At 71.5% G+C, this 18,382-nt stretch carries 17 protein-coding genes; 7 read left to right on the top strand and 10 right to left on the bottom strand.

Going from position 1 to position 18,382, the window contains the following annotated elements:
* Positions 1 to 352: 352 nt before the first annotated feature.
* Genes ASE56_RS01355 through ASE56_RS01365 form a run of 3 tightly spaced genes read right to left on the bottom strand, consistent with a single transcriptional unit; the run spans position 353 to position 3,623 of the window.
* Complete coding sequence (locus ASE56_RS01355) at positions 353 to 1,666, bottom strand: glycosyltransferase family 2 protein (protein WP_056224253.1); 1,314 nt, start codon at positions 1,664 to 1,666, stop codon at positions 353 to 355.
* A complete protein-coding gene (locus ASE56_RS01360; protein WP_056224255.1) occupies positions 1,663 to 2,637 on the bottom strand; it encodes a hypothetical protein in 975 nt (324 codons plus the stop codon). The genes ASE56_RS01355 and ASE56_RS01360 overlap by 4 nt, the downstream gene beginning before the upstream one ends.
* A 17-nt stretch (positions 2,638 to 2,654) precedes the next feature.
* Positions 2,655 to 3,623 (bottom strand): WcbI family polysaccharide biosynthesis putative acetyltransferase, encoded by a 969-nt coding sequence (locus ASE56_RS01365; RefSeq protein ID WP_156371572.1) that lies wholly within the window; start codon positions 3,621 to 3,623, stop codon positions 2,655 to 2,657.
* A 31-nt stretch (positions 3,624 to 3,654) separates the two neighbouring features.
* On the opposite strand from ASE56_RS01365, the gene ASE56_RS01370 reads away from it, so the two are divergent.
* Genes ASE56_RS01370 through ASE56_RS01385 form a run of 4 tightly spaced genes read left to right on the top strand, consistent with a single transcriptional unit; the run spans position 3,655 to position 7,746 of the window.
* Positions 3,655 to 4,803 carry a glycosyltransferase gene (locus ASE56_RS01370; RefSeq protein WP_056224256.1) on the top strand — a complete coding sequence of 383 codons (1,149 nt, stop codon included), beginning with the start codon at positions 3,655 to 3,657 and terminating at the stop codon, positions 4,801 to 4,803.
* Entirely contained in the window at positions 4,800 to 5,936 is a 1,137-nt protein-coding gene (locus ASE56_RS01375) for a glycosyltransferase (protein ID WP_056224258.1), read from the top strand. Before ASE56_RS01370 ends, ASE56_RS01375 begins: the two co-directional genes overlap by 4 nt.
* On the top strand, positions 5,933 to 6,937 hold the full coding sequence (locus ASE56_RS01380) for a hypothetical protein (protein WP_074694841.1): 1,005 nt from the start codon (positions 5,933 to 5,935) through the stop codon (positions 6,935 to 6,937). Before ASE56_RS01375 ends, ASE56_RS01380 begins: the two co-directional genes overlap by 4 nt.
* A complete protein-coding gene (locus tag ASE56_RS01385) occupies positions 6,934 to 7,746 on the top strand; it encodes a glycosyltransferase family 2 protein (protein WP_056224262.1) in 813 nt (270 codons plus the stop codon). The genes ASE56_RS01380 and ASE56_RS01385 overlap by 4 nt, the downstream gene beginning before the upstream one ends.
* A 9-nt stretch (positions 7,747 to 7,755) precedes the next feature.
* On the opposite strand, the gene ASE56_RS01390 is transcribed toward ASE56_RS01385, so the two are convergent.
* Genes ASE56_RS01390 through ASE56_RS01410 form a run of 5 tightly spaced genes read right to left on the bottom strand, consistent with a single transcriptional unit; the run spans position 7,756 to position 13,043 of the window.
* Entirely contained in the window at positions 7,756 to 8,916 is a 1,161-nt protein-coding gene (locus ASE56_RS01390) for a serine hydrolase (RefSeq protein WP_056224265.1), read from the bottom strand.
* Positions 8,913 to 9,869, bottom strand: coding sequence for a glycoside hydrolase family 68 protein (locus ASE56_RS01395; RefSeq protein WP_056224267.1), 957 nt, complete (start codon positions 9,867 to 9,869; stop codon positions 8,913 to 8,915). Before ASE56_RS01395 ends, ASE56_RS01390 begins: the two co-directional genes overlap by 4 nt.
* Before the next feature lie 29 nt (positions 9,870 to 9,898).
* A complete protein-coding gene (locus ASE56_RS01400; RefSeq protein ID WP_056224270.1) occupies positions 9,899 to 10,723 on the bottom strand; it encodes a carbohydrate ABC transporter permease in 825 nt (274 codons plus the stop codon).
* Entirely contained in the window at positions 10,720 to 11,691 is a 972-nt protein-coding gene (locus ASE56_RS01405; RefSeq protein WP_235556897.1) for a carbohydrate ABC transporter permease, read from the bottom strand. Before ASE56_RS01405 ends, ASE56_RS01400 begins: the two co-directional genes overlap by 4 nt.
* Positions 11,691 to 13,043 carry an ABC transporter substrate-binding protein gene (locus ASE56_RS01410; RefSeq protein WP_056224272.1) on the bottom strand — a complete coding sequence of 451 codons (1,353 nt, stop codon included), beginning with the start codon at positions 13,041 to 13,043 and terminating at the stop codon, positions 11,691 to 11,693. The genes ASE56_RS01405 and ASE56_RS01410 overlap by 1 nt, the downstream gene beginning before the upstream one ends.
* A gap of 179 nt (positions 13,044 to 13,222) precedes the next feature.
* On the opposite strand from ASE56_RS01410, the gene ASE56_RS01415 reads away from it, so the two are divergent.
* The 3 genes from ASE56_RS01415 to ASE56_RS01425 all read left to right on the top strand — a co-directional run bounded on the left by ASE56_RS01415 (position 13,223) and on the right by ASE56_RS01425 (position 16,049).
* Positions 13,223 to 14,245: a LacI family DNA-binding transcriptional regulator gene (locus tag ASE56_RS01415; protein ID WP_056224274.1), complete on the top strand. Its 1,023-nt coding sequence runs from the start codon at positions 13,223 to 13,225 to the stop codon at positions 14,243 to 14,245.
* Positions 14,246 to 14,377: 132 nt separating this feature from the next.
* On the top strand, positions 14,378 to 14,662 hold the full coding sequence (locus tag ASE56_RS01420) for a hypothetical protein (protein ID WP_056224276.1): 285 nt from the start codon (positions 14,378 to 14,380) through the stop codon (positions 14,660 to 14,662).
* 100 nt (positions 14,663 to 14,762) lie between these two features.
* Positions 14,763 to 16,049 carry an alpha-amylase family glycosyl hydrolase gene (locus ASE56_RS01425; RefSeq protein WP_056224278.1) on the top strand — a complete coding sequence of 429 codons (1,287 nt, stop codon included), beginning with the start codon at positions 14,763 to 14,765 and terminating at the stop codon, positions 16,047 to 16,049.
* Positions 16,050 to 16,052: 3 nt separating this feature from the next.
* Here ASE56_RS01425 and ASE56_RS01430 read toward each other — a convergent pair whose 3' ends face one another.
* On the bottom strand, positions 16,053 to 16,703 hold the full coding sequence (locus tag ASE56_RS01430) for a response regulator (protein ID WP_056224280.1): 651 nt from the start codon (positions 16,701 to 16,703) through the stop codon (positions 16,053 to 16,055).
* Entirely contained in the window at positions 16,700 to 18,331 is a 1,632-nt protein-coding gene (locus ASE56_RS01435) for a sensor histidine kinase (RefSeq protein WP_200914096.1), read from the bottom strand. Before ASE56_RS01435 ends, ASE56_RS01430 begins: the two co-directional genes overlap by 4 nt.
* Positions 18,332 to 18,382 lie beyond the last annotated feature (51 nt).

Raw genomic sequence — 18,382 nt, forward strand, 5'->3', positions numbered from 1 at the left:
TCTCAAGGAACGGACGCACCCACAGAAACGATCTCTCGACCTACCCGTGAGGCAGTTCACTTCTATATGTCCACCATGGCAACACGCCAATCACATCTCGCGACGCCCCAGAAAGGGTTTCGCTGCAGTGAGGGTGTGCCGATTGGCAGGATCCCAACTGTAGACCAAAGAGTCGAAACTCTCAAGTGCTGGTGTTGGGGACGGTTCGCCGCTTGAGAGGACGCGGGGCCTTTCGGCCGCTCCGCTCTCCCCTGTGGGGCGAACAAGTACTAAGTTACGCGGGAACGACCGACCCGTCGAATCCAGGCACGTCCCGGGCGTGTCGCGCTCGTTCGCGAGGGCACGACGCGGGTCAGAGATACCTGTCCGGCCCTCCCCACCCGCCGACCCAGGCTTCGAGGTGCGGCCGCGCGCCGACGATGTGTGCGCCATCCACGTGCACCGTCACGGTATCGAGCGCGTCATCCGTCCCCCAGCGCTTCGCGCGACGACGCGCCCGTCGGTTCGCCGCACGGCCCACGGTCTCACCCTCGCCGGTGACGAACACGACCCCTCCGACCTCGGCACTCGATAGCAGGGCGAGAGCCCTCGCGAGAGGAGCGGCATCCAGGACGACGATCGGCTGCTCGAGCTCGATCGTGACCCGGGGATCGACGCCCCCCGCGGGGGTCACCCGCGGGTCGGCCGCGAGCAGGGGGTGGTCGGCGGCATCCGTCACGACGCGCAGATGAGGAAGGGCCGCGAGCAGGGAGTCCACGGAGAGGAAGGCGGCATCGGCGGGGATCCCCGTGGGGAGCTGTACTTCCACGTCGATGGCTCGTGACAGCAATCCACGGGGCCGCGACCCTTCGATCGGGATCTTCTCGGCCAGGCTGAGGGTCTGCCTGTTGCCCTGCGCGGCGTGCTCTTCGGAGCGGCCTGCCCAATCGGGACCGTCGTGCCAGGCCACGGCATCCGGAACATGAGCGAGCACTCCCCCCGCCTGCCACGCACGGTGCGCCCACTCCCAGTCTTCTCCGCCGTAGGTCGAGAACGTCTCGTCGAACCCGCCCACCTCGTCGAAGAAGGCCCGGGAACACGCGAGTACCGCGCTGATGACGTGGCGGTACGACCGGTCGTCGGCGTCGAGCAGATTTCGACTCGCGGCGTAGGCGTCGCGGAGCCAGGCCGGCTCGGTCAACTCGCGAACCGGGCCGAGCGCGGCGATCGGCGCGTCGACGCTCGCTCCCGCCAGGTCGGCGTGACGCCGTCGCCCCACGGTCACCGCCTCGAGGAGCAACGCGGGCAGGCGCGTGAGCCGGCGAACGTAATCGGGCTCCGGCGTCGTGTCGGCATCGAGGAAACACAGCACGTCACCGGATGCCGCCGCTGCTCCGAGGTTCCGCGCCGCGGCGGCCCGGAAGCCGCGGTCTTCCTGACGGACCAGACGCACCCCCGCGGGCACGACCGGTGTCTCGGGCGAACCGTCGTCGGCCACGACGACCTCGAGACGGTCAGCCGGGTGGTCCTGCCGAGCGAGCGCGATGAGAGTGCGCTGCAGCTCGGTCGGCTGGGCGTAGTGCGTGACGATCACGCTCACGCGCGGAGGCTCGGGCTCGCGGTGGGCGAGCAGGTCCCAGCGATTGCCGGGGACCCACGGCATCCGGTCGTTCCAGGTGTCGCTCATGCGGTGACGGCTCCCCACCACTCCAGATAGGCGCGAGCGGCGTCGGTTCGCCCGAAGGGCACGGGATGGATGCCGTGCCACGTGCTGTCGCCGGTGGCGCGCGCGAACGCGATGGCGTCGGCGAGGCCCGCCTCGTCGACCGTGCTCACCGTGCCGGGGCGGAGAGCGGCCATCTCGTCCACGTACCGGTTGCGCACGGCGAGGGGGCGACGTCCCCAGCCGATCCACGAGGCGAGAGAGCCGGAAGCGGAAACATGGCGGTGCGCGATCACGGGGACGGCGATGCGCCGGACGCGGGAAGCCATGTCGGCCTCGTCGAGCCAACCGGTGACCTCGACGGCGACCCCGGCTGCCGCGGCCCGCCCGACGAAGGCGGAGAGGTCGTCGGCATGCCCGTCCGAGGCTCGACCGAGCACGGTCAGCCTCTTCAGGCCCGCTTCTGCAGCGGCAGCGAGCGCCTCGTCGTGCCCCTTGCCGGGGTAGAAGTAGCCGAGCACGCCGACGGACTCGTCGGGAACGGGGCGCTCTCCGACCGGCGAGGACTCCACCGGCAGGGGAACGACCTCGACCGGGCCGGTCCAGACTCCTTCTTCGCGGAGAAGGCTGCGCTCGTGGGCGCTGTTCACGGCGACGCCCACGGCCGCCTCCGTCACCGCGCGGTAGAACGCCCGGCGACGCGGGAGGTTGCGCGGTCCGTCGGAGGACTGGGGCACGTCGTGGAGGGTGACGGTGAGCGGGTGGCGCCGCGCCAGCTCTCGGACGCGCTCGGTGGCCTCCTCGGGAGAGGCACCCCACAAACGATCCGTGACGTGAGCGTGCACGGGGGTTCCGGGGACGAGCTCGGCGATCGCGTCGGGGGTCACGACGCGGGTCCCGGGGCTCTCGCGCTGCACCTCGACCGCGATCTCGCGTGCGTAGACGGCGACCCCGTGCGGCCCGGGCTGGGCGAGGAGCACGGGGGTGGCATCCATCCCCGGTGTCGAGGCGGTCACGCCGCGGCCGCCCAGGTGCGCAGGAGCGGTGTCATGCGCTCGACGACGGCGGCGAGAAGGGCGGGCCGTTCGCGGTAGTAGGCGAGGTGCGCCTCTTGCACGACAGCCGCGGCGAGGGTTTCGCCGGCCACGATCCAGTCCTCCCGGGGGGCCTCATCGAGCGCCCACGCGTCGACGACCCAGGATTCGAGCGGCGCACGCACCGAGGCGAGGATGGGGCGTCCGGGATCCACGGCGCCGCCCGGGTTTCCCAGAGCCGCGGCGATGCGCTCCCCGAGCGGCAGGAAGACGGCGTTGCCCGGATGGTTGACGGTCCGCATCAGGTCGGCGACGACGGGGACGAAGAGGTCGGATGCCACGATGTCGAGCCCCCTCCCCTCGCGGCGCCGCAACTCGGCGACGGAGGCGTCGGCGATCGAGCGGACGGCGGCCGGGGGAAGCATCGCGGGGACCGAGAGCCCCGACGCCTCGGCGACGGTGCGCACGTCGTGATAGGCGACCAGCGGCGGGTCCTCGGGGAACGCGGGAAGGCGCAGGACGGCGTGGAAGGGATGAAGTCCCGCGTACCGGATGGCGGGGACGGTCACCGACCGCGCGCCGACGGGAAGCGACCCGCGCAACTGCGCGGTGCCCAGGGGCAGGCCACGGTAGTCGTCGCGAATGGGCTGGGCGACCAGGAACGCCGCCTTCGAGAGCAGCGCGTGCAGTCGAGCGGTGTCGGCGGCGTCGAGCTCGTGCACGGCAGGCACCCGGATGGCGGGCAGCGCGTCGGACGAGATGACGAGGCGCAGCGACTCGGCCTGGCAGTTGCCGACGACGATGCCGTAGCCCGCGAGCGGCGCCTCATCGCCGAAGAAGGCGGCGTAGTGCGCTCGGCGCGCTATCACCGCGTCCCCGTGGTCCGCAAGGCTTCCCAGCCCCGCCGTCTCGCCGCCCATGATGAGGAACGTATCCGTCGGTGCCATTGTCGTCACAACCGCCCCGTTGCATTGCGATGTGCCTGGTGATGCGGTACGCGCATCCCTACGCCCGCAACGCTTCGAGGAGGAGAAGATCGTCGCCACCACCGTCCCCCTGGTCCGGGTCGCCGCCGTTCCCTCGGCCCATCCGTACGTCACCGCCGTCGCGGACCCCGCCGGCGTCAGGCTCCTCGCCGACCCGCCCCCGCCCGGCGTGCCCGCCGGTCAGTGGTGGCCGCCCCAGGTCCTGCTCCCCGAATGGCTCGAAGCCCACGCAGCGGAGTTCGACCTCGTGCACGTCCACTTCGGAATCGAGTCCTACACCGCGGACGAGCTCGCGCTCACCGTCGCCGCACTCGAGCGTCTGGGCAAGCCGCTGGTCTACACGGTGCACGACCTCGAGAACCCGCAGCTGTCGTCGCAGGACGCCCACCGGGCCGGTCTCGCGGTGCTGGCGCACGCCGCCGACGAGCTGATCACCTTAACGGCTTCGGCTGCCGACGAGGTGGCCGCGATCACCGGGCGCGCAGCCACCGTGGTCGCACACCCCACACTGCTGGGGGAGGCGGAGCGACCGGCGGGCACCGCCCACGACACCGTGCGCGTCGGCGTCCATCTGCGAGACCTCCGGCCCAACATCGACGGCGTCGCGACCACGGCGACACTCGTGCGCGCGATCGCGGACCTGCGGGCGCAGGGCGCGCGGATCGAAGGCGTCGTCCGCATGAACGAGCGCGTCCGCGACGAGGAGGCCGCGGCATCCATCGTCCTCCTCGCCGAGGGATGCGACGGCGTACGCATCGAGAGAGGGCCCCGGCAGGACGACGACGAACTCGCCGCCTGGCTCGCGGATCTCGACGCGTGCCTGCTCCCCTATCGCCACGGCACCCAGTCGGGCTGGGCCGAACTCTGCTACGACCTGGCCGTGCCGGTGGTCGGGACCCGTGTGGGGCACATGGCGGCTCAGCATCCGACCGACTTCCACACCTTCGACCTCGGCGAACCGCTTTCGCTCGAGCGCGCCGTCATCGACGCCACAAGTCCCGCCTGGTCGGTGCCCGGCTCGCGCCGACGCACGGCCGAGATCGAGCGCCGACGAACCGAACGCCTCCGCGAGCTCGAACACGTGCGCCACGCGCACGTCGAGGTGTACCGCAGAGTCCTCGCACGGGAGCTCGCGGCATGATGCGCGACCAACGCCCCCTGCGCGTGCTCGTCGTGGCCCCCTCGCGCTACGCGCTTCGCCAGCCGCACGCCGGCGGCCTCGAAGCGGCCGTCTGGGACCGCGTGCGCTGGCTGCGGGCCCGCGGTCACGATGTGACCCTGTGCGCCGCCGACGGCTCGGACTTCCTCGGCGACACGGACGAGTTCCGCCTGCCGACGCCCGAGTGGACCCGCCCCGAGGATGCCTCGGACACCGACTACCCAACGGGGTACGCCGCCGCCGTTGACGCCGCCTTCGACGCCGCGCGCGACCGCTTGGTCGCCGACCGCCACCTCTTCGACGTCGTCGACAACCACAGCCTCCACCCGGCCCCCATCCGGTGGAGCGTCGAGGCCGACATCCCCGTCGTCACGACCCTCCACACCCCTCCGCTCGAGCCGCTGCTCGAAGCGGCCGCGGAGGTGCGCGACAGCTCCCACCGCTTCGTCGCGGTGAGCCAGGCCACCGCCCGTGCCTGGTCAGTCGAGGGCGTCGACGCGTTCGTCTTCCCCAACGGCGTCGACACCGAACAGTGGACCCGCGGCGACGGCGGACGATCGTGGGTGTGGTCGGGGCGCGTCGTGCCCGAGAAGGCCCCGCACCTCGCCATTGAGGCCGCCCGCGAGGCGGGCGCGCACATCGTTCTGGCGGGCCGTATCGGCGACGTGGACTATTTCGAGCAGGAGATCGTGCCGCGCCTCGGCGCGCACGCGCGGTACGTCGGCCCTCTGCGACAGCCCGACCTGTGCCGCCTCGTGGGATCGTCGGCGGTTGCTCTCGTCACCCCGATGTGGGAGGAGCCGTTCGGCCTCGTCATCGTCGAGGCCCTCGCCACCGGAACGCCCGTCGCCGCGTTCGACATCGGCGGGGTATCCGAGGTGGTGGCCGGGATCCCGGGAACCACCACGGTCATGCCCGGAGACGTCGTCGCTCTCGCCAAGGCCGCCACGCACCTGGCCGAGACCGGTGCGAGCGAACCCCTCACCCGCGTGTGGACGCGGCGCGCGACCATCCGCCAGCACTCGCTCGTTCAGCGATACCGCGAGGTCGAACGCGTTCTCGCCCACAGCGCGCAGCCGGTTCCCGCCCGCCGGATGCCGGCGGTGTCGTGGTGATCGGCTGGTACATCCACCACCACGGATTCGGCCACCTCTCGCGGTTCCTCGCCGTGGCGCCGCACCTGCGGGAGCCGGTCGTGGCGTTCTCGTCGATGCCGCGGCCCGCGGGGCTGCCCGCCGACATCGAATGGATCGATCTGCCCCCGGACGCCGATCCCTTCGAATCCGCGGACGGCACCACCGTCGACCCGCGTGACGCCGAGCCGACCGCGCGGGGCGCCCTGCACTGGGCCCCGCACGACCACCCCGGGCACCGCGCCCGCCTGGCGGCCATCGCCACCACTGCCGCCGCGCGGGACCTGCGGGCGTTCGTCATCGATGTGAGCGCCGAGGTGGTCGCGTTCGCGCGCCTCCTGGGGCTGCGCACGATCGCCGTGACCCAGCCGGGCGCGCGCACCGATGCCCCGCACGCCCTCGCCTACTCCCTCGCCGATCGCATCGTCGCTCCGTGGGCGCACGGGGCCGTGGCGACCCCGGCACTGTCGGAGCACTCCGACCGCGTCATGTGGACGGGCGGGATCTCGCGCTTCGACGGGCGCGACGTCGACGGCCCGCGCGACGAGCGGAGCGTGCTGCTGCTCGGCCGGATGCTCGACGACGACGCCCGTCACGAGGTCGTCTCGCTCCTGCGCGATCGCGGATGGGAGGTCACCACCGTCGGTCACGACGCCGCGTCGCGCATCGACGATCCGTGGCCGCTCCTGACCCGCAGCACGGTCGTGGTCAGCGCCGCGGGGCAGAACAGCGTCGCCGATCTCGCGGCATCCGGCGCCCGCACCGTCGTGATCTCGCAGGAGCGCCCCTTCGACGAGCAGCACCACACGGCCGAGGCCCTCGAACGCTGGGGTCTCGCTCGGCGGGCGGCGGCGGGAATCGCCCCCGCCGACCTCGTCGACCTCGTCGAACGAGCCGCCCGCGACGCGCCGGACTGGTCGCGATGGCAAGTCGCAGGCGGCGCGCGCCGCATGGCTGCGGCGGTCGAGGCGGTCCTCCCGTGAGGACCGCCGTCATCACGGTCGCCTCGGCCGCACGCCGAGAGCACCTCGAGCGGCAGCGACGCACCCTCGCGGAGGTCGCCGGCGAGATCGTGCGCGTCGAGGCGTGGCTCGACGAGACGCCCCCGGAGGACGCCCCGGATGCCGAGACCCTCACGCTCCATGTGCCGCCGGGGCCGCACGGTCTGCGCGTGGGCGAGGGGCGGAACCGCGCCGCTGCCGCCGCCCTCGGAGCGGGAGCGGAACTGCTGGTCTTCCTCGACGTCGACTGCCTTCCCGGCGCGGGGCTGCTCCCCGCCTACCGGGCAGCCGCGTTGGCGCACCCCGACGCCGTGCTCTGCGGAGCGGTGACGTACCTCTCGAGCGTGCAGCGCCCGGAAACGGCATCCGATCTGCCCTTCCTCGTCCGACCCCACCGCGCCCGCCCCGCCCTTCCCGCGGGTGGGACTCGCGCCGCGTCACGCGACGAATACGACCTGTTCTGGTCGCTGTCGTTCGCGGTCACCGCCTCGACCTGGAACCGCATCGGCGGCTTCCACCCCGGCTACGAGGGATACGGCGCCGAAGACACCGACCTCGCCTGGACCGCGCGCGAAGCCGACGTCGAGATGCGGTGGGTGGGGGGTGCGGACGCCTTTCACCAGTGGCATCCGGTGTCTTCTCCGCCCTGGCAGCACCTCGACGACATCCTGCGCAACGGGGCGACCTTCCACGAGCGGTGGGGGTCGTGGCCGATGGGCGGGTGGCTCGACGCGTTCGCGGCGGCCGGGGCGATCGAGCGGCGCGGCGACGGCTGGGTGCGGGTGCGCTGAGCGGTCGGCTCAGCCCACGACGCTCCGCAGCGCATCCACGATCCGCGTCGCGCGCGGGTCGTCCGCCTCCATCCAGTTGGTGACGAACGCGAATCCGACCCGGGAATCGAGGTCGGCGAAGGCGACCTGGCCTCCGGCGCCGTCGTGGCCGAAGCTCGAGGGGCCGAGGTAGCGGCGGGCCTCGGAGTCGAGCTGGAACCCGGCGGCCCAGCGCGGCCACGGCGCGGGCGCCGCGAAGACCGGTGCACCCGCCGTGCGTTCGCGCGTGACGACCTCGAGGGTGTCGTCCTGGAGCAGACGGACGCCGTCGGTCTCGGCCACCGTGGCCGACCACACCGCCGCCAGCGCGCGCGCGGTCGCGACCGCCCCCGCACCGGGGATGACGGCTTCGCGCACGTCGTCGGCGTTGAAGCCGTCATCGGCGGTGACGAGGGTCGCCGGCAACGCTCCGCCGAGGGTCATCGCGCGGTCCAGCCAGTCGGTCGTCGCCGGATCGCGTTCGGCCGCCTGCCGGGCCACGAGGGCGTCGAGCGTCGGACCGACGCGCAGATGAGCGGCGGAGGCCGCGACCTCGGCCGGCATCCCGAGCCACGCCCCGCCGCCCACGGCCTCGGCCATCGCCGCGAACGCGTCACCGGGGGCGACGCCGCCCGCGCGCCGCACGATCTCGCCCGACAGCCAACCGTGGGTGAGCGCGTGATAGGCCCACCCGTCACCCGGCCGCCACAGGGGCTCCTGGTCGGCGACGATCTGCGCCATCGCCGCGAAATCGAGCAGCTGCGCGCGCGTGACGTCGACGCGCGGAGCGGAGACCCCTGCCCGGTGCGCCAGGGCGTCGCCGACGCTCACCCGGTCTTTGCCGTGCGCGGTGAAGTCGGGCCAGATGTCGGCGAGCGGGCGGTCCAGATCGAGCCGACCGGCTTCGACGAGCCGCGCCGCCAGGATCGACATGAGCCCCTTCGTGCACGAGAAGACCACCGTCGGGGTATCGCGCTCCCAGGGCCGGCCGTCGCGACTGTCGGCGATCCCGCCCCAGAGATCGACGACCGCGCGCCCGTCGACCCGCACCGCGAGAGCCCCGCCCATCTCGGGCAGCCCCTCGAACGCCTCGGCGAAGGCCTCGCCGACCACGTCGAAACCGGTCGAGACGGTCCCCTGCACCGCGGTCATCGTCCCGCCTCCGCCACGACGAGGCGATCGTCGTCCCACCGCAGCGGCAGCGGATCGGAGAGGGTTCCGACGAAGACCCCGTCGGTCGTGACATTCTCGAACGCGAGCATGACGGCTTGGCCCTCGGCGTCAGCGGCGACCCGGCCGCTGTACAGGCGCTCGTCGGCGACGAGACGTGCGCGCTCGACCGGATACGGCCCGCGCGGATCATCGAGGGCGACGGCCCAGATGCCGCCGGGCTGCCCCTCGCGCTCCCCCGCCAGGTGCGCGGCGTCGCACGAGAACACCAGCGCCCACCGGCCCGCGATCTGCACGACCTGCGGCACCTCGAGGTGCGCGAAACCCGCGCCGGGGACGCTCCGCGGGGGACGGACCTGCCACTGGTGCAGGTCAGCGGACCACGCGTAGCCGATGACCCCACGATCGCGCTCGCGGCCCTCGCGGGAGCGGGCGGTCACGAGCATGTGCCACCCGTCGCCATCGGGATCGGCGAACACCCACGGGTCGCGCCACGCCTCTTCGTGCCAGGTTCCCGCGTCGAGGGTCTCGTACCAGCGAGGATCGGCAGCCACCACGACCTCGGGGTCCTTGACCCACGTGGCGAGGTCGGTCGAGGCCGCGGCGAGCACTGTCTCGACGTTGGTGATCTCGCCGTCGCGGAGGAATCGCGAGCCCGTGTAGAACATGCGCCAGTCGGCAGTCGCCCCCACGATGCTCCCGGTCCAGGTGGCCGTGGCATCCGGAGCATCGCCGCCCGATGGCTCGAGCACCGTTCCGTGCACGGTCCACGAACGCAAATCGTCGCTCGTGGCGTAGCCGACGCTGGCGTTTCGGTGACGCAGGTCGGGGTCACCGAGGCTCGTCGGGGCCTGCAGGAACATCATGTGGTGGGTGTCGCCGTCGCGGGCGAGCCAGAAATCCCAGACCCAGTGGTCGGGCAGCGTAAACGTCATGAGATCCGTTTCGAGAGGAGGAGGGGCGATCAGCCCTTGACGGCGCCCTGCACGAGCGCGCGGATGAACTGGCGCTGGAAGACGAGGAACAGCAGCACCGCGGGGGTGATGATGATGAGTGCGCCGGCGTTGAGCAGGGGAATGCTCAGGGAGTACTGACCCTGGAAGAACGTCAGCGCGCCCGCCACGGTGCGCTGCAGCGGGTCGGCGATGAGCACGACCGGCAACAGGAACTGGTTCCACGTCCAGATGAACAGCAGGATGGCCAGCGCCGAGAGGGCCGGAGCGGCGAGCGGCAGCTGGATGCTGCGGAACTCGCGCCAGATCGAGGCGCCGTCGACCCGCGCGGCCTCGGAGAGTTCGCGCGGCACGTTGATGAAGTGCGCACGCATCCAGAAGACGCCGAACGGCATGTACAGTCCGATCAGCGGGAAGATCACAGCCCACGGGGTGTTCACGGTGCCCATCGACTGCGCCTGGTAGTACAGCGGGATGATCAGCGCCTCGAACGGGATCGTGAGGCCCAGGACGAAGAAGACCAGGATGCCGCGGCCGAAGCGCACCTGCAGGGACCCCAGCGCGAAGCCGGCGAGGGTGGCCGCGATGAGGCTCGCCGGCACGACACCCAGCACGATGACCAGGCTCGAGCCCATGAGCTGCCAGACGTGACCCGTCTCGAACGCGGTGGCGAAGTTGCCCCACTGCGGATCGGTGGGCCAGGTCAGACCGGTGGGATTGCGGTCGGCCGGCTGCAGCGCGGCGGAGAACATGCTGATCAGGGGCAGCAGCGTCACGATCGCGGCGACGCTGAGAAGGACGATGCCGAGCAGGCGCTCGGTGCGGCTGGCGATCACGAGTCGCTCGCTCTCGAGAGGCGTTGGATGGGGAGCACGACCACCAGCACCAGCACCATCAGCACGATGCCGAAGGCCGAGGCCAGGCCCACGTCGCTCTGGGTGAATCCGATGCGGAAGATCGACAGACCCGGCACGAGCGTCGCGCGGCCGGGACCGCCCTGGGTGGAGGTGTAGATGATGTCGAAGCTCGACAGGGCGGCGATCACCGTGACGGTGACCAGCACCGCGATCTCCTGACGGAGCCCGGGCAGGGTGATGGTGAAGAACTCTCGCCACCAGCCCGCGCCGTCGAGGCGGATCGCCTCGTACAGCGACACGTCGATCTTCCCGAGACCGGTCAGCAGCAGCACGGTGCACAGGCCCGTGAGCACCCACGAACCGATGAGTCCCACCGCCGGCAGGGCCGTGCCGTAGTCGGCGAGCCACGGGCGGGTGATCCAGCCGAGGCCGAGCCACCCGAGGATCTGATTGACCGCGCCGGTCTGGGCGTACATCCACGACCAGGCGATGCCGGCGGCGGCGAGGGGGATGATCTGCGGCAGGAAGAGAACCGTCTGAGCGGTGGCCGCGAAGGCTTTGTTCCGGATGCCGCGGATCAAGGTCGACAGCACGAGACCCAGCCCCACCGGGATGAAGGTGAAGAAGGCGATCAGGATGAAGGCGTTGCGGATGGCCCCGAGCAGGTCGGGGTCGGTGAAGACGGTGAGGTAGTTGTCGACGCCGACCCAGCGGGCGACGCCGATGCCGTTCCAGTCGTAGAACGAGTACTGCACGCCTTGGATGAGGGGCCACACCACGAACGCGACGTAGAAGCCCAGGGCAGGAACCAGCAGGAGCCACCCGACGAGGGCCGCCCGCCGGGCCACCGCGCGTGCGGCGGCCCGGCGAGGGGGTGCGGTCGTCGTCGCCGCATCGGCGTCGGCGGTTCGGGGGGCCGCCGCGACGGCGACCGCACGATCGGTCATTACTTGCCGACCTCGCTCTCGTAGAACTTCTGCACCCGGTCGACGAAGTCCTGGCCGGTGATCTGGCTGGTCACCAGCAGCTGCGACTCAGGGATGATCGAGCCGGCGTAGATGCCCGCCGTGGTGTTGGCCATGAAGTCAACCTGTCCGTTCTCGGCACCGATCTGCGCCGACATCTTCAGCGCGTTCTCGATCAGCGAGCCGGACTCGACCTTCGGCAGCTCCTGGGCCGGGTCGCCGCCGGGAGAGGCACCTGTGACGTCGACGATGATCTGACGCGCAGTGGGGTCGGTGTGCACCCAGTTGAGGAAGTACACGATCTCATTGATGTGCGGGGACTTCGCCGCGACCGAGAACGAGTTCGCCGCACCCATCGCGACGTGGTCGGCGCCCTTTTCCGCCGGCGGGACGAGGAAGAACTCGACGTTCGACCCGAGGGCTTTCTGGTAGTTCGCCGCCTCCCAGTTGCCGTTGAACGTGAACAGACCCTCGCCCGCCGAGAAGCGGCTGGTGAAGGTGAAGTAGTCGATCGCGTTGACGTCGGACGGGAAGTAACCGGCATCGGCCCACTTGCGCACGAGCTCGGCACCCTTCACGTTGCCGGATTCGTCGTAACGCGCGCCGGGCTCGTTGAACATCCACGACAGGAACTGGTCCTTGTCGACGTACTGGTTCATCGCGGCCTGCACCACGAAGTTGACGACGCCGTCCTTGTCGCCGGCCATGATCGGCAGGACTCCCCCGGCCTTGGCCTTCGCCATGTCGTCTTCGAGCTCAGCGAGGGTCTGCGGCGGGGAGTCGATGCCCAGCTGGTTCGCGAGGGTCGTGTTCATGTAAATGCCGGTGATGCTGTAACCGAGGCCGAGCTGGTAGAGCGAGCCGGATCCGCGCACGCCGTCTTCGCTCATGCGCAGCGGCGCGAGCTGGGACGCCGGCCAGGTGCTCCAGCCGTATGCGTCGAAGTACGGGTCGAGGTTGGCCACGAGGCCGTCGCGCACCGTGTCGCCCAGGGTGGGGAGGCGGATGAGGTCGGGCGGGGTGGAGCTGGCGAGCAGCTTCGGCGCGTTCGCGGTGAGGTTCTGGAACGTGTCGCGGTTGATCGTGAACGTCACATTGGGGTGCTGCTTGGTGAATTCCTCGGTCAGCTTGTCGGTGACCGGAAATCCCGTCTCATCGGCGATCGTGAGCTGAACGGGGTCGCTGGTGAGCTCTGTACTCACCTGGGTATCGGTCTGTGCGGCGGGCGCGGAGCTGCCGGGTGCGCATCCGGTCAGCGCGGCGCCGGTCAGGCCCGCGATGGTCAGCAGCGCCAGGGATGCCCCTCTGCGACGGCGCGGGGAACGGGGGTTCATGTCGACTCCTTCGTCAATGCTGCGTAGCCGATGCTCGGGTGATTCGAGCGTCGGACTCTGGTGCGCTAACCTTTGCTGAAAGGATTTAGCAGCATCATTTACGCAGACGTCCGTGACGCTGTCAAGATCACTGCGAAGATCGTTACCGCGGCACCGGCGCCGCAGAACGGGGAGCATCGATGGGCAAGAGGGTCACGCTGGCTGACGTTGCCCGCCTCGCCGGGCTCTCGCCGGCCGCGGCCTCGATGATCCTGAACGGTCGGCCCGACACCCGCCTGTCGAAGGACGCGCACGAGCGGGTCCACGCCGCTGCGGCGGAGCTGGGATACCGACCCAACATGGCGGCACGGGCCCTTCGGACCGACACGTCGCACACCGTGGGATTCGTCTCCGACCTCGTCGCCACGACCCGCTTCGCGAGCGGCCTGATCAAGGGAGCGCTGGGTGCCGCCGAGGCAGCCGGGCAGGTGGTGCTCGTGGCGGAGACCGGCGGAGAGCCCGAGCGAGAGGCCGAAGCGGTCTCGGCCCTGTTGGATCGTCAAGTCGACGGGATCATCTTCGCCTCGATGCGTGCTCGAGAGACATTTGTCCCGCCCCTGCCGACGGGGCTGCGCACGGTCATGCTCAACGCGACCAATGAACTGCACGGATGCAGCGTCCTGCCGGACGAGGAAACCGGTGGACGCCGCGCGATCGAACTCCTGGTGGAGGCGGGCATCCGCGACGGCATCCTGCTTCTCGGATACGACGCGGATGCAGAACGCGACCTCTTCCGCTCCGACACCGTCGCTGCGCGCGTTCGGGGAATCTCAGCGGCGATGTCCGACGCCGGAGCGAGCTTCCTGCACGAGGAGTCGATCTGGCTGTGGGAGCCCGCTCCCGGTTACGAGTTCACCGCGCGCCTGCTCAACGACGGAATGCGCCCTCGGGCGATCGTGTGCCTGAACGACCGGCTCGCTTTCGGCGCCCTCCAGGCTCTCGGCGATGCGGGACTCCGCGTCCCCGAGGACGTCTCGCTCGTGTCGTTCGACAATGACGAGCTCGCCGCCTACCTCCGCCCGGGCCTCACGACCATCGGCTTGCCGCACGAGGAGATGGGGCGCCGTGCGGTCGAGCTGCTGCTCATGCCGGGCGGTCCCCCCGCCGGTCGTCACCTCGTGGACATGCCGGTGGTGGTTCGGGAGTCGATCCAGCCGAGGTGATCCGCGCGGCGAGCCCGAAGTCGCGGGCGGCGTCCTGATGGCGCGAGGCCTCGGGGACGATCGCCGTGAGGTCTACGTCGACGCGCACCTCGGTCGACGGGGGACACCGGGGCCCTCGCCATCGCGCGACAGGTGGGCGGGGCGTTGGCCGGGGTGGTCGGCATCTTCGGCAGCCTGTTCGACGTCGACCGCGTGATCGTCTCGGGCGCCATCGCCGCGGGCGCGGGCCCCATCATCGACGCCGCGATCGCCGCCCTGCCACGCGCCCTCGACCTGCCCGCCCCCGAGATCGTCGCATCGGGCCTCGGCGCCGACATCGTCTCGATCGGCGCGGTCGCCGCCGCCGTCGAGGCGGCCCGCGAGAACGCCCTCGACCTGCCCGTCTTCGCGCTGCCCGAGGATTGCGCGCGGGCCTGAGCCACGGCATCCGGAGCGACAGGACAACCCCCGCGGCGCGAATCGCGCGGACGGATAGCGTCGAGGGGTCCGGTCCGATCCCCGGACAGGTGGAGACCCCATGCCTTCGTGGCCCGAACACGTCATGTGGTGGCACGTCTACCCGCTCGGCTTCGTCGGCGCACCCATCCGCGACGGCGAGGGGCCGGATGCCGAGATCGAACACCGCCTCGACCGCCTCGAGCCCTGGCTCGACCACGTCATCGGGCTCGGCCTGAACGGGCTGCTGCTCGGACCGGTGTTCGCGTCGGAGACCCACGGCTACGACACCGTCGACCACCTGCGCATCGACCCGCGCCTCGGCGACGACGGAGATTTCGATCGCCTCCTCGCGGGGGCGCGGGAACGCGGCATCCGGGTGCTGCTCGACGGGGTGTTCAACCACGTCGGGCGGGCGCACCCCGCCTTCCGCGACGCGTCGGAGGACGGACCTCAGCTGTTCCGCGGGCGCTGGGTCGACGGAACGCTCGAGGCCGAGGTGTTCGAGGGGCACGGCGCGCTCGTCGCCCTCGACCACTCGTCGCCGGCGGTCGCCGACCTCGTGGTCGACGTCATGTGCCACTGGCTCGAGCGCGGGATAGACGGGTGGCGACTGGATGCCGCGTACGCGGTGCCGACCGAGTTCTGGGCCGAGGTGCTGCCGCGCGTGCGCGAGAGATTCCCGGAGGCGTGGTTCGTCGGCGAGGTCATCCACGGGGACGGACCCGCGATCGTGCGCGCCTCGACGATGGACTCGCTGACGCAGTACGAGCTGTGGCAGGGCATCTGGCACGGCATCGCCGACGGCAACCTCTTCGAGCTGAGCCACGCGATCGAGCGGCACGACGAACTGCTCGCGACCTTCGCCCCGCAGACCTTCGTCGGCAACCACGACGTCACCCGCATCGCCTCGGCCATCGGGGCCGATCTTGTGCCGCACGCCCTCACCGTGCTCTTCACCGTCGCGGGGACCCCGTCGGTCTACGCCGGCGACGAGTTCGGGTGGACCGGGGTGAAGGAAGAGCGCGAGGGCGGCGACGACGCGGTGCGGCCGGAGTTCCCGGCATCCGCCGCGGAGGTCGGAGACGTCGACGAGCGGATCCTCGAGGCGCACCGGGCGCTCATTGCGCTGCGCCGCCGCAAGCCGTGGCTGTGGCGGGCGCACACCGACGTGGTCGAGGTGGCCAACGCCGCGATCGTGCTGCGTACCGCCGTGGGAGACGACGCGGTGGTGGTCGCGCTGAACATCGGCGACGAGCCGGTGTCGGTGCCGGCCGCCGACGCGCGCACGATCGTCACCGGTGACGGCACCCTCGCCGACGGGCGGGTCGAGCTCGGCCCGCGCGGGTGGGCGGCGCTGGAGGGCTGAGCCTCAGGCGCCGGCGCGGAAGCGGTGCTCGGGGCGGCCGGTCGACCCGTACCGCAGGCTCACCTGCACGAGCCCGCGCTCGGCGAGAGCGGTGAGGTGGCGCTGCGCGGTCGCACGCGAGACCCCGATCCGCTCGGCCACCTCGGACGCCGACGCCTCGTCGGCGCCGAGGGCGGCCAGGACGGTCTGCTCGGTCGCCGAGCGCGCGAGCGAGGGTCCGTCGCGCTCGCCCCGCATCGCGGCGGCCGCTCGGTCGATGTCGTCCTGCGAGAGCGGACGCGAACTCGACAGCAGATTGCGGTATCGGGCGAAGCGGTCGAGGCGCTCGGCGAGCACCCGCGTATCGAACGGCTTGACGAGATAGGCCAGCGCACCGGCCGAGAACGCTCGGCGCACGGTCGCGGCATCCGTCGCCGCCGACAGCACGAACGCGTCGACGTCGAGCGAGCGCACGAGCTCGATGCCGTCACCGTCGGGCAGGTACACGTCGGCCAGCACGAGGTCGGGCGCGTGCGCGGCGACCGCGGCGCGCGCCTCACCCACCGTGCGCGCGGGCTCGAGCGCGACGAAGCCCGGCCGCGCCGCCACCGCGTCGCGGTGCAGTCCCGCCACGCGGAAGTCGTCGTCGACGACCAGAACCCGGATGCCGTTCACTCGCTCGTTCCCTCTCGCTCGCTCGTCCCGCCTCGCACGCCCGGCAGTCGCGCCGCCACCACCGCGCCGTGGTCGCCGCCGCCCGCGTCGACCACCCACACCTCGCCGCCCCGGCGCCGGGCGAACTCGCGCGAGAGCGGAAGTCCGATGCCGAGTCCGTGCACGGCATCCGGATCATCTCCGCGCTCGCGCGGCGCGAAGATCGCCTCGACGTCGGCGATGCCGGGACCCGTGTCGGCCACCGTCAGCACGACCGCGTCGGCGTCGTCGAGCACGCTCACCTCGACCCCGCGGGGTTCGGGAGCGGACGCCGCGGCCGTCACGGCATTGTCGATGAGGTTGCCGAGCACGGCGACCACGTCTTCGACGTCGTCGATCGAGGCGGTCGAGAACGTGTCGTCGGCCACGCGCAGGGCGACGCCGCGCTCGCGCGCCGACAGCGCCTTGGCACCGAGGAACGACTGCAGCATGGGGTCGCCGACGAGTTCGATGCCGGGCACGGCCCAGTCCACCGACCCGCGGTCGACGAGGTCGGTGAGAAACGCTCGCGCTTCGTCGGCGCGGCCGGCGTCGAGAAGACCCACCGCGGCGTGCAGGCGGTTGGCGTTCTCGTGGCGCTGCACCCGCAGGGCATCGCCCATGGCGCGGACGCTGTCGAGACGGCCCGACAGGGCGATGACGTCGGTGCGGTCGCGCAGCGTCGCCACCCGGCCGAGCGTGCGCGTTCCGCGGCGCACCGGACGCACGTCGAGGAAGACCACGCGATCACCCAGCGGGAGGCCGCTCGACGAACCCGATCCCGACAGAGCGTCGACGACGGCCGTCGGGAGGCCCAGCTCGTCGAGGCGGTGGCCCACGGCATCCGTGATCCCGAGGAGCCGCTCGGCGGAGGGCGTGCACACGCGCACGACGTCGGCGTCGTCGAGGGCGAGCACTCCCTCGTCGGCGCTCTCGAGAACGGCGGTCTGCGTCTGCACGAGCGACACCAGCTCTTCGGGCTGGACGCCGAGGGTCAGTCGCTCGAGTCGGCGGCGCATCAGCAGGGCGACCACGGCCCCGATCGCCACGGCGAGCGCCACGGCGACCGCGATCCCACCGATGAGGGCCGGGAGGTCGTCGAACACGCTCGCGCGCTCGAAACCGACGCTCACCTCACCCACGGGCGCTCCCCCGCCGGGCGGATAGACCGGTACCTTCGCACGGGCGGATTCGCCCAGCGTCCCCGTCTCCCACGTCACGACCTCGCGCCCGGCGAGCGCGTCGGCGAAGCTCGTGCTGACGACCTCGCCCAACCGGTCCGGATCGGGGTGCGCGAGACGGATGCCGTGGTCGTCGGTGATCACGACGAACAAGCCCTGCGTGCGGGCGGTCACGTCGGCCGCGTACTGCTGAAGCTCACCGCCGCGGAGGCCCGCGGCATCCGGAGTGCCGGGATCGGCCGAATATTGCGCCACGCGCCCGCGCACCTCGGGCGCCTCGGCCACGGAGCGGGCGATGTTGAGGGCCGAGGAATCCGCCTCGGCCTTGAGCTGCTGCACGCCGAGCCACGCGAAGACGGCGGTGCAGACGACCACGACCACGAGCTGGGTGGCGATCTGCACGAGAAGCATGCGCGTGGCGAACCTCATGTGCACCTCCTCCGCTCCGCGACATCATCGTGCGCGAAATGCGCAGAACAC

It is taken from the genome of Microbacterium sp. Leaf203 (assembly GCF_001421275.1).
Lineage (GTDB): Bacteria > Actinomycetota > Actinomycetes > Actinomycetales > Microbacteriaceae > Microbacterium > Microbacterium testaceum_A.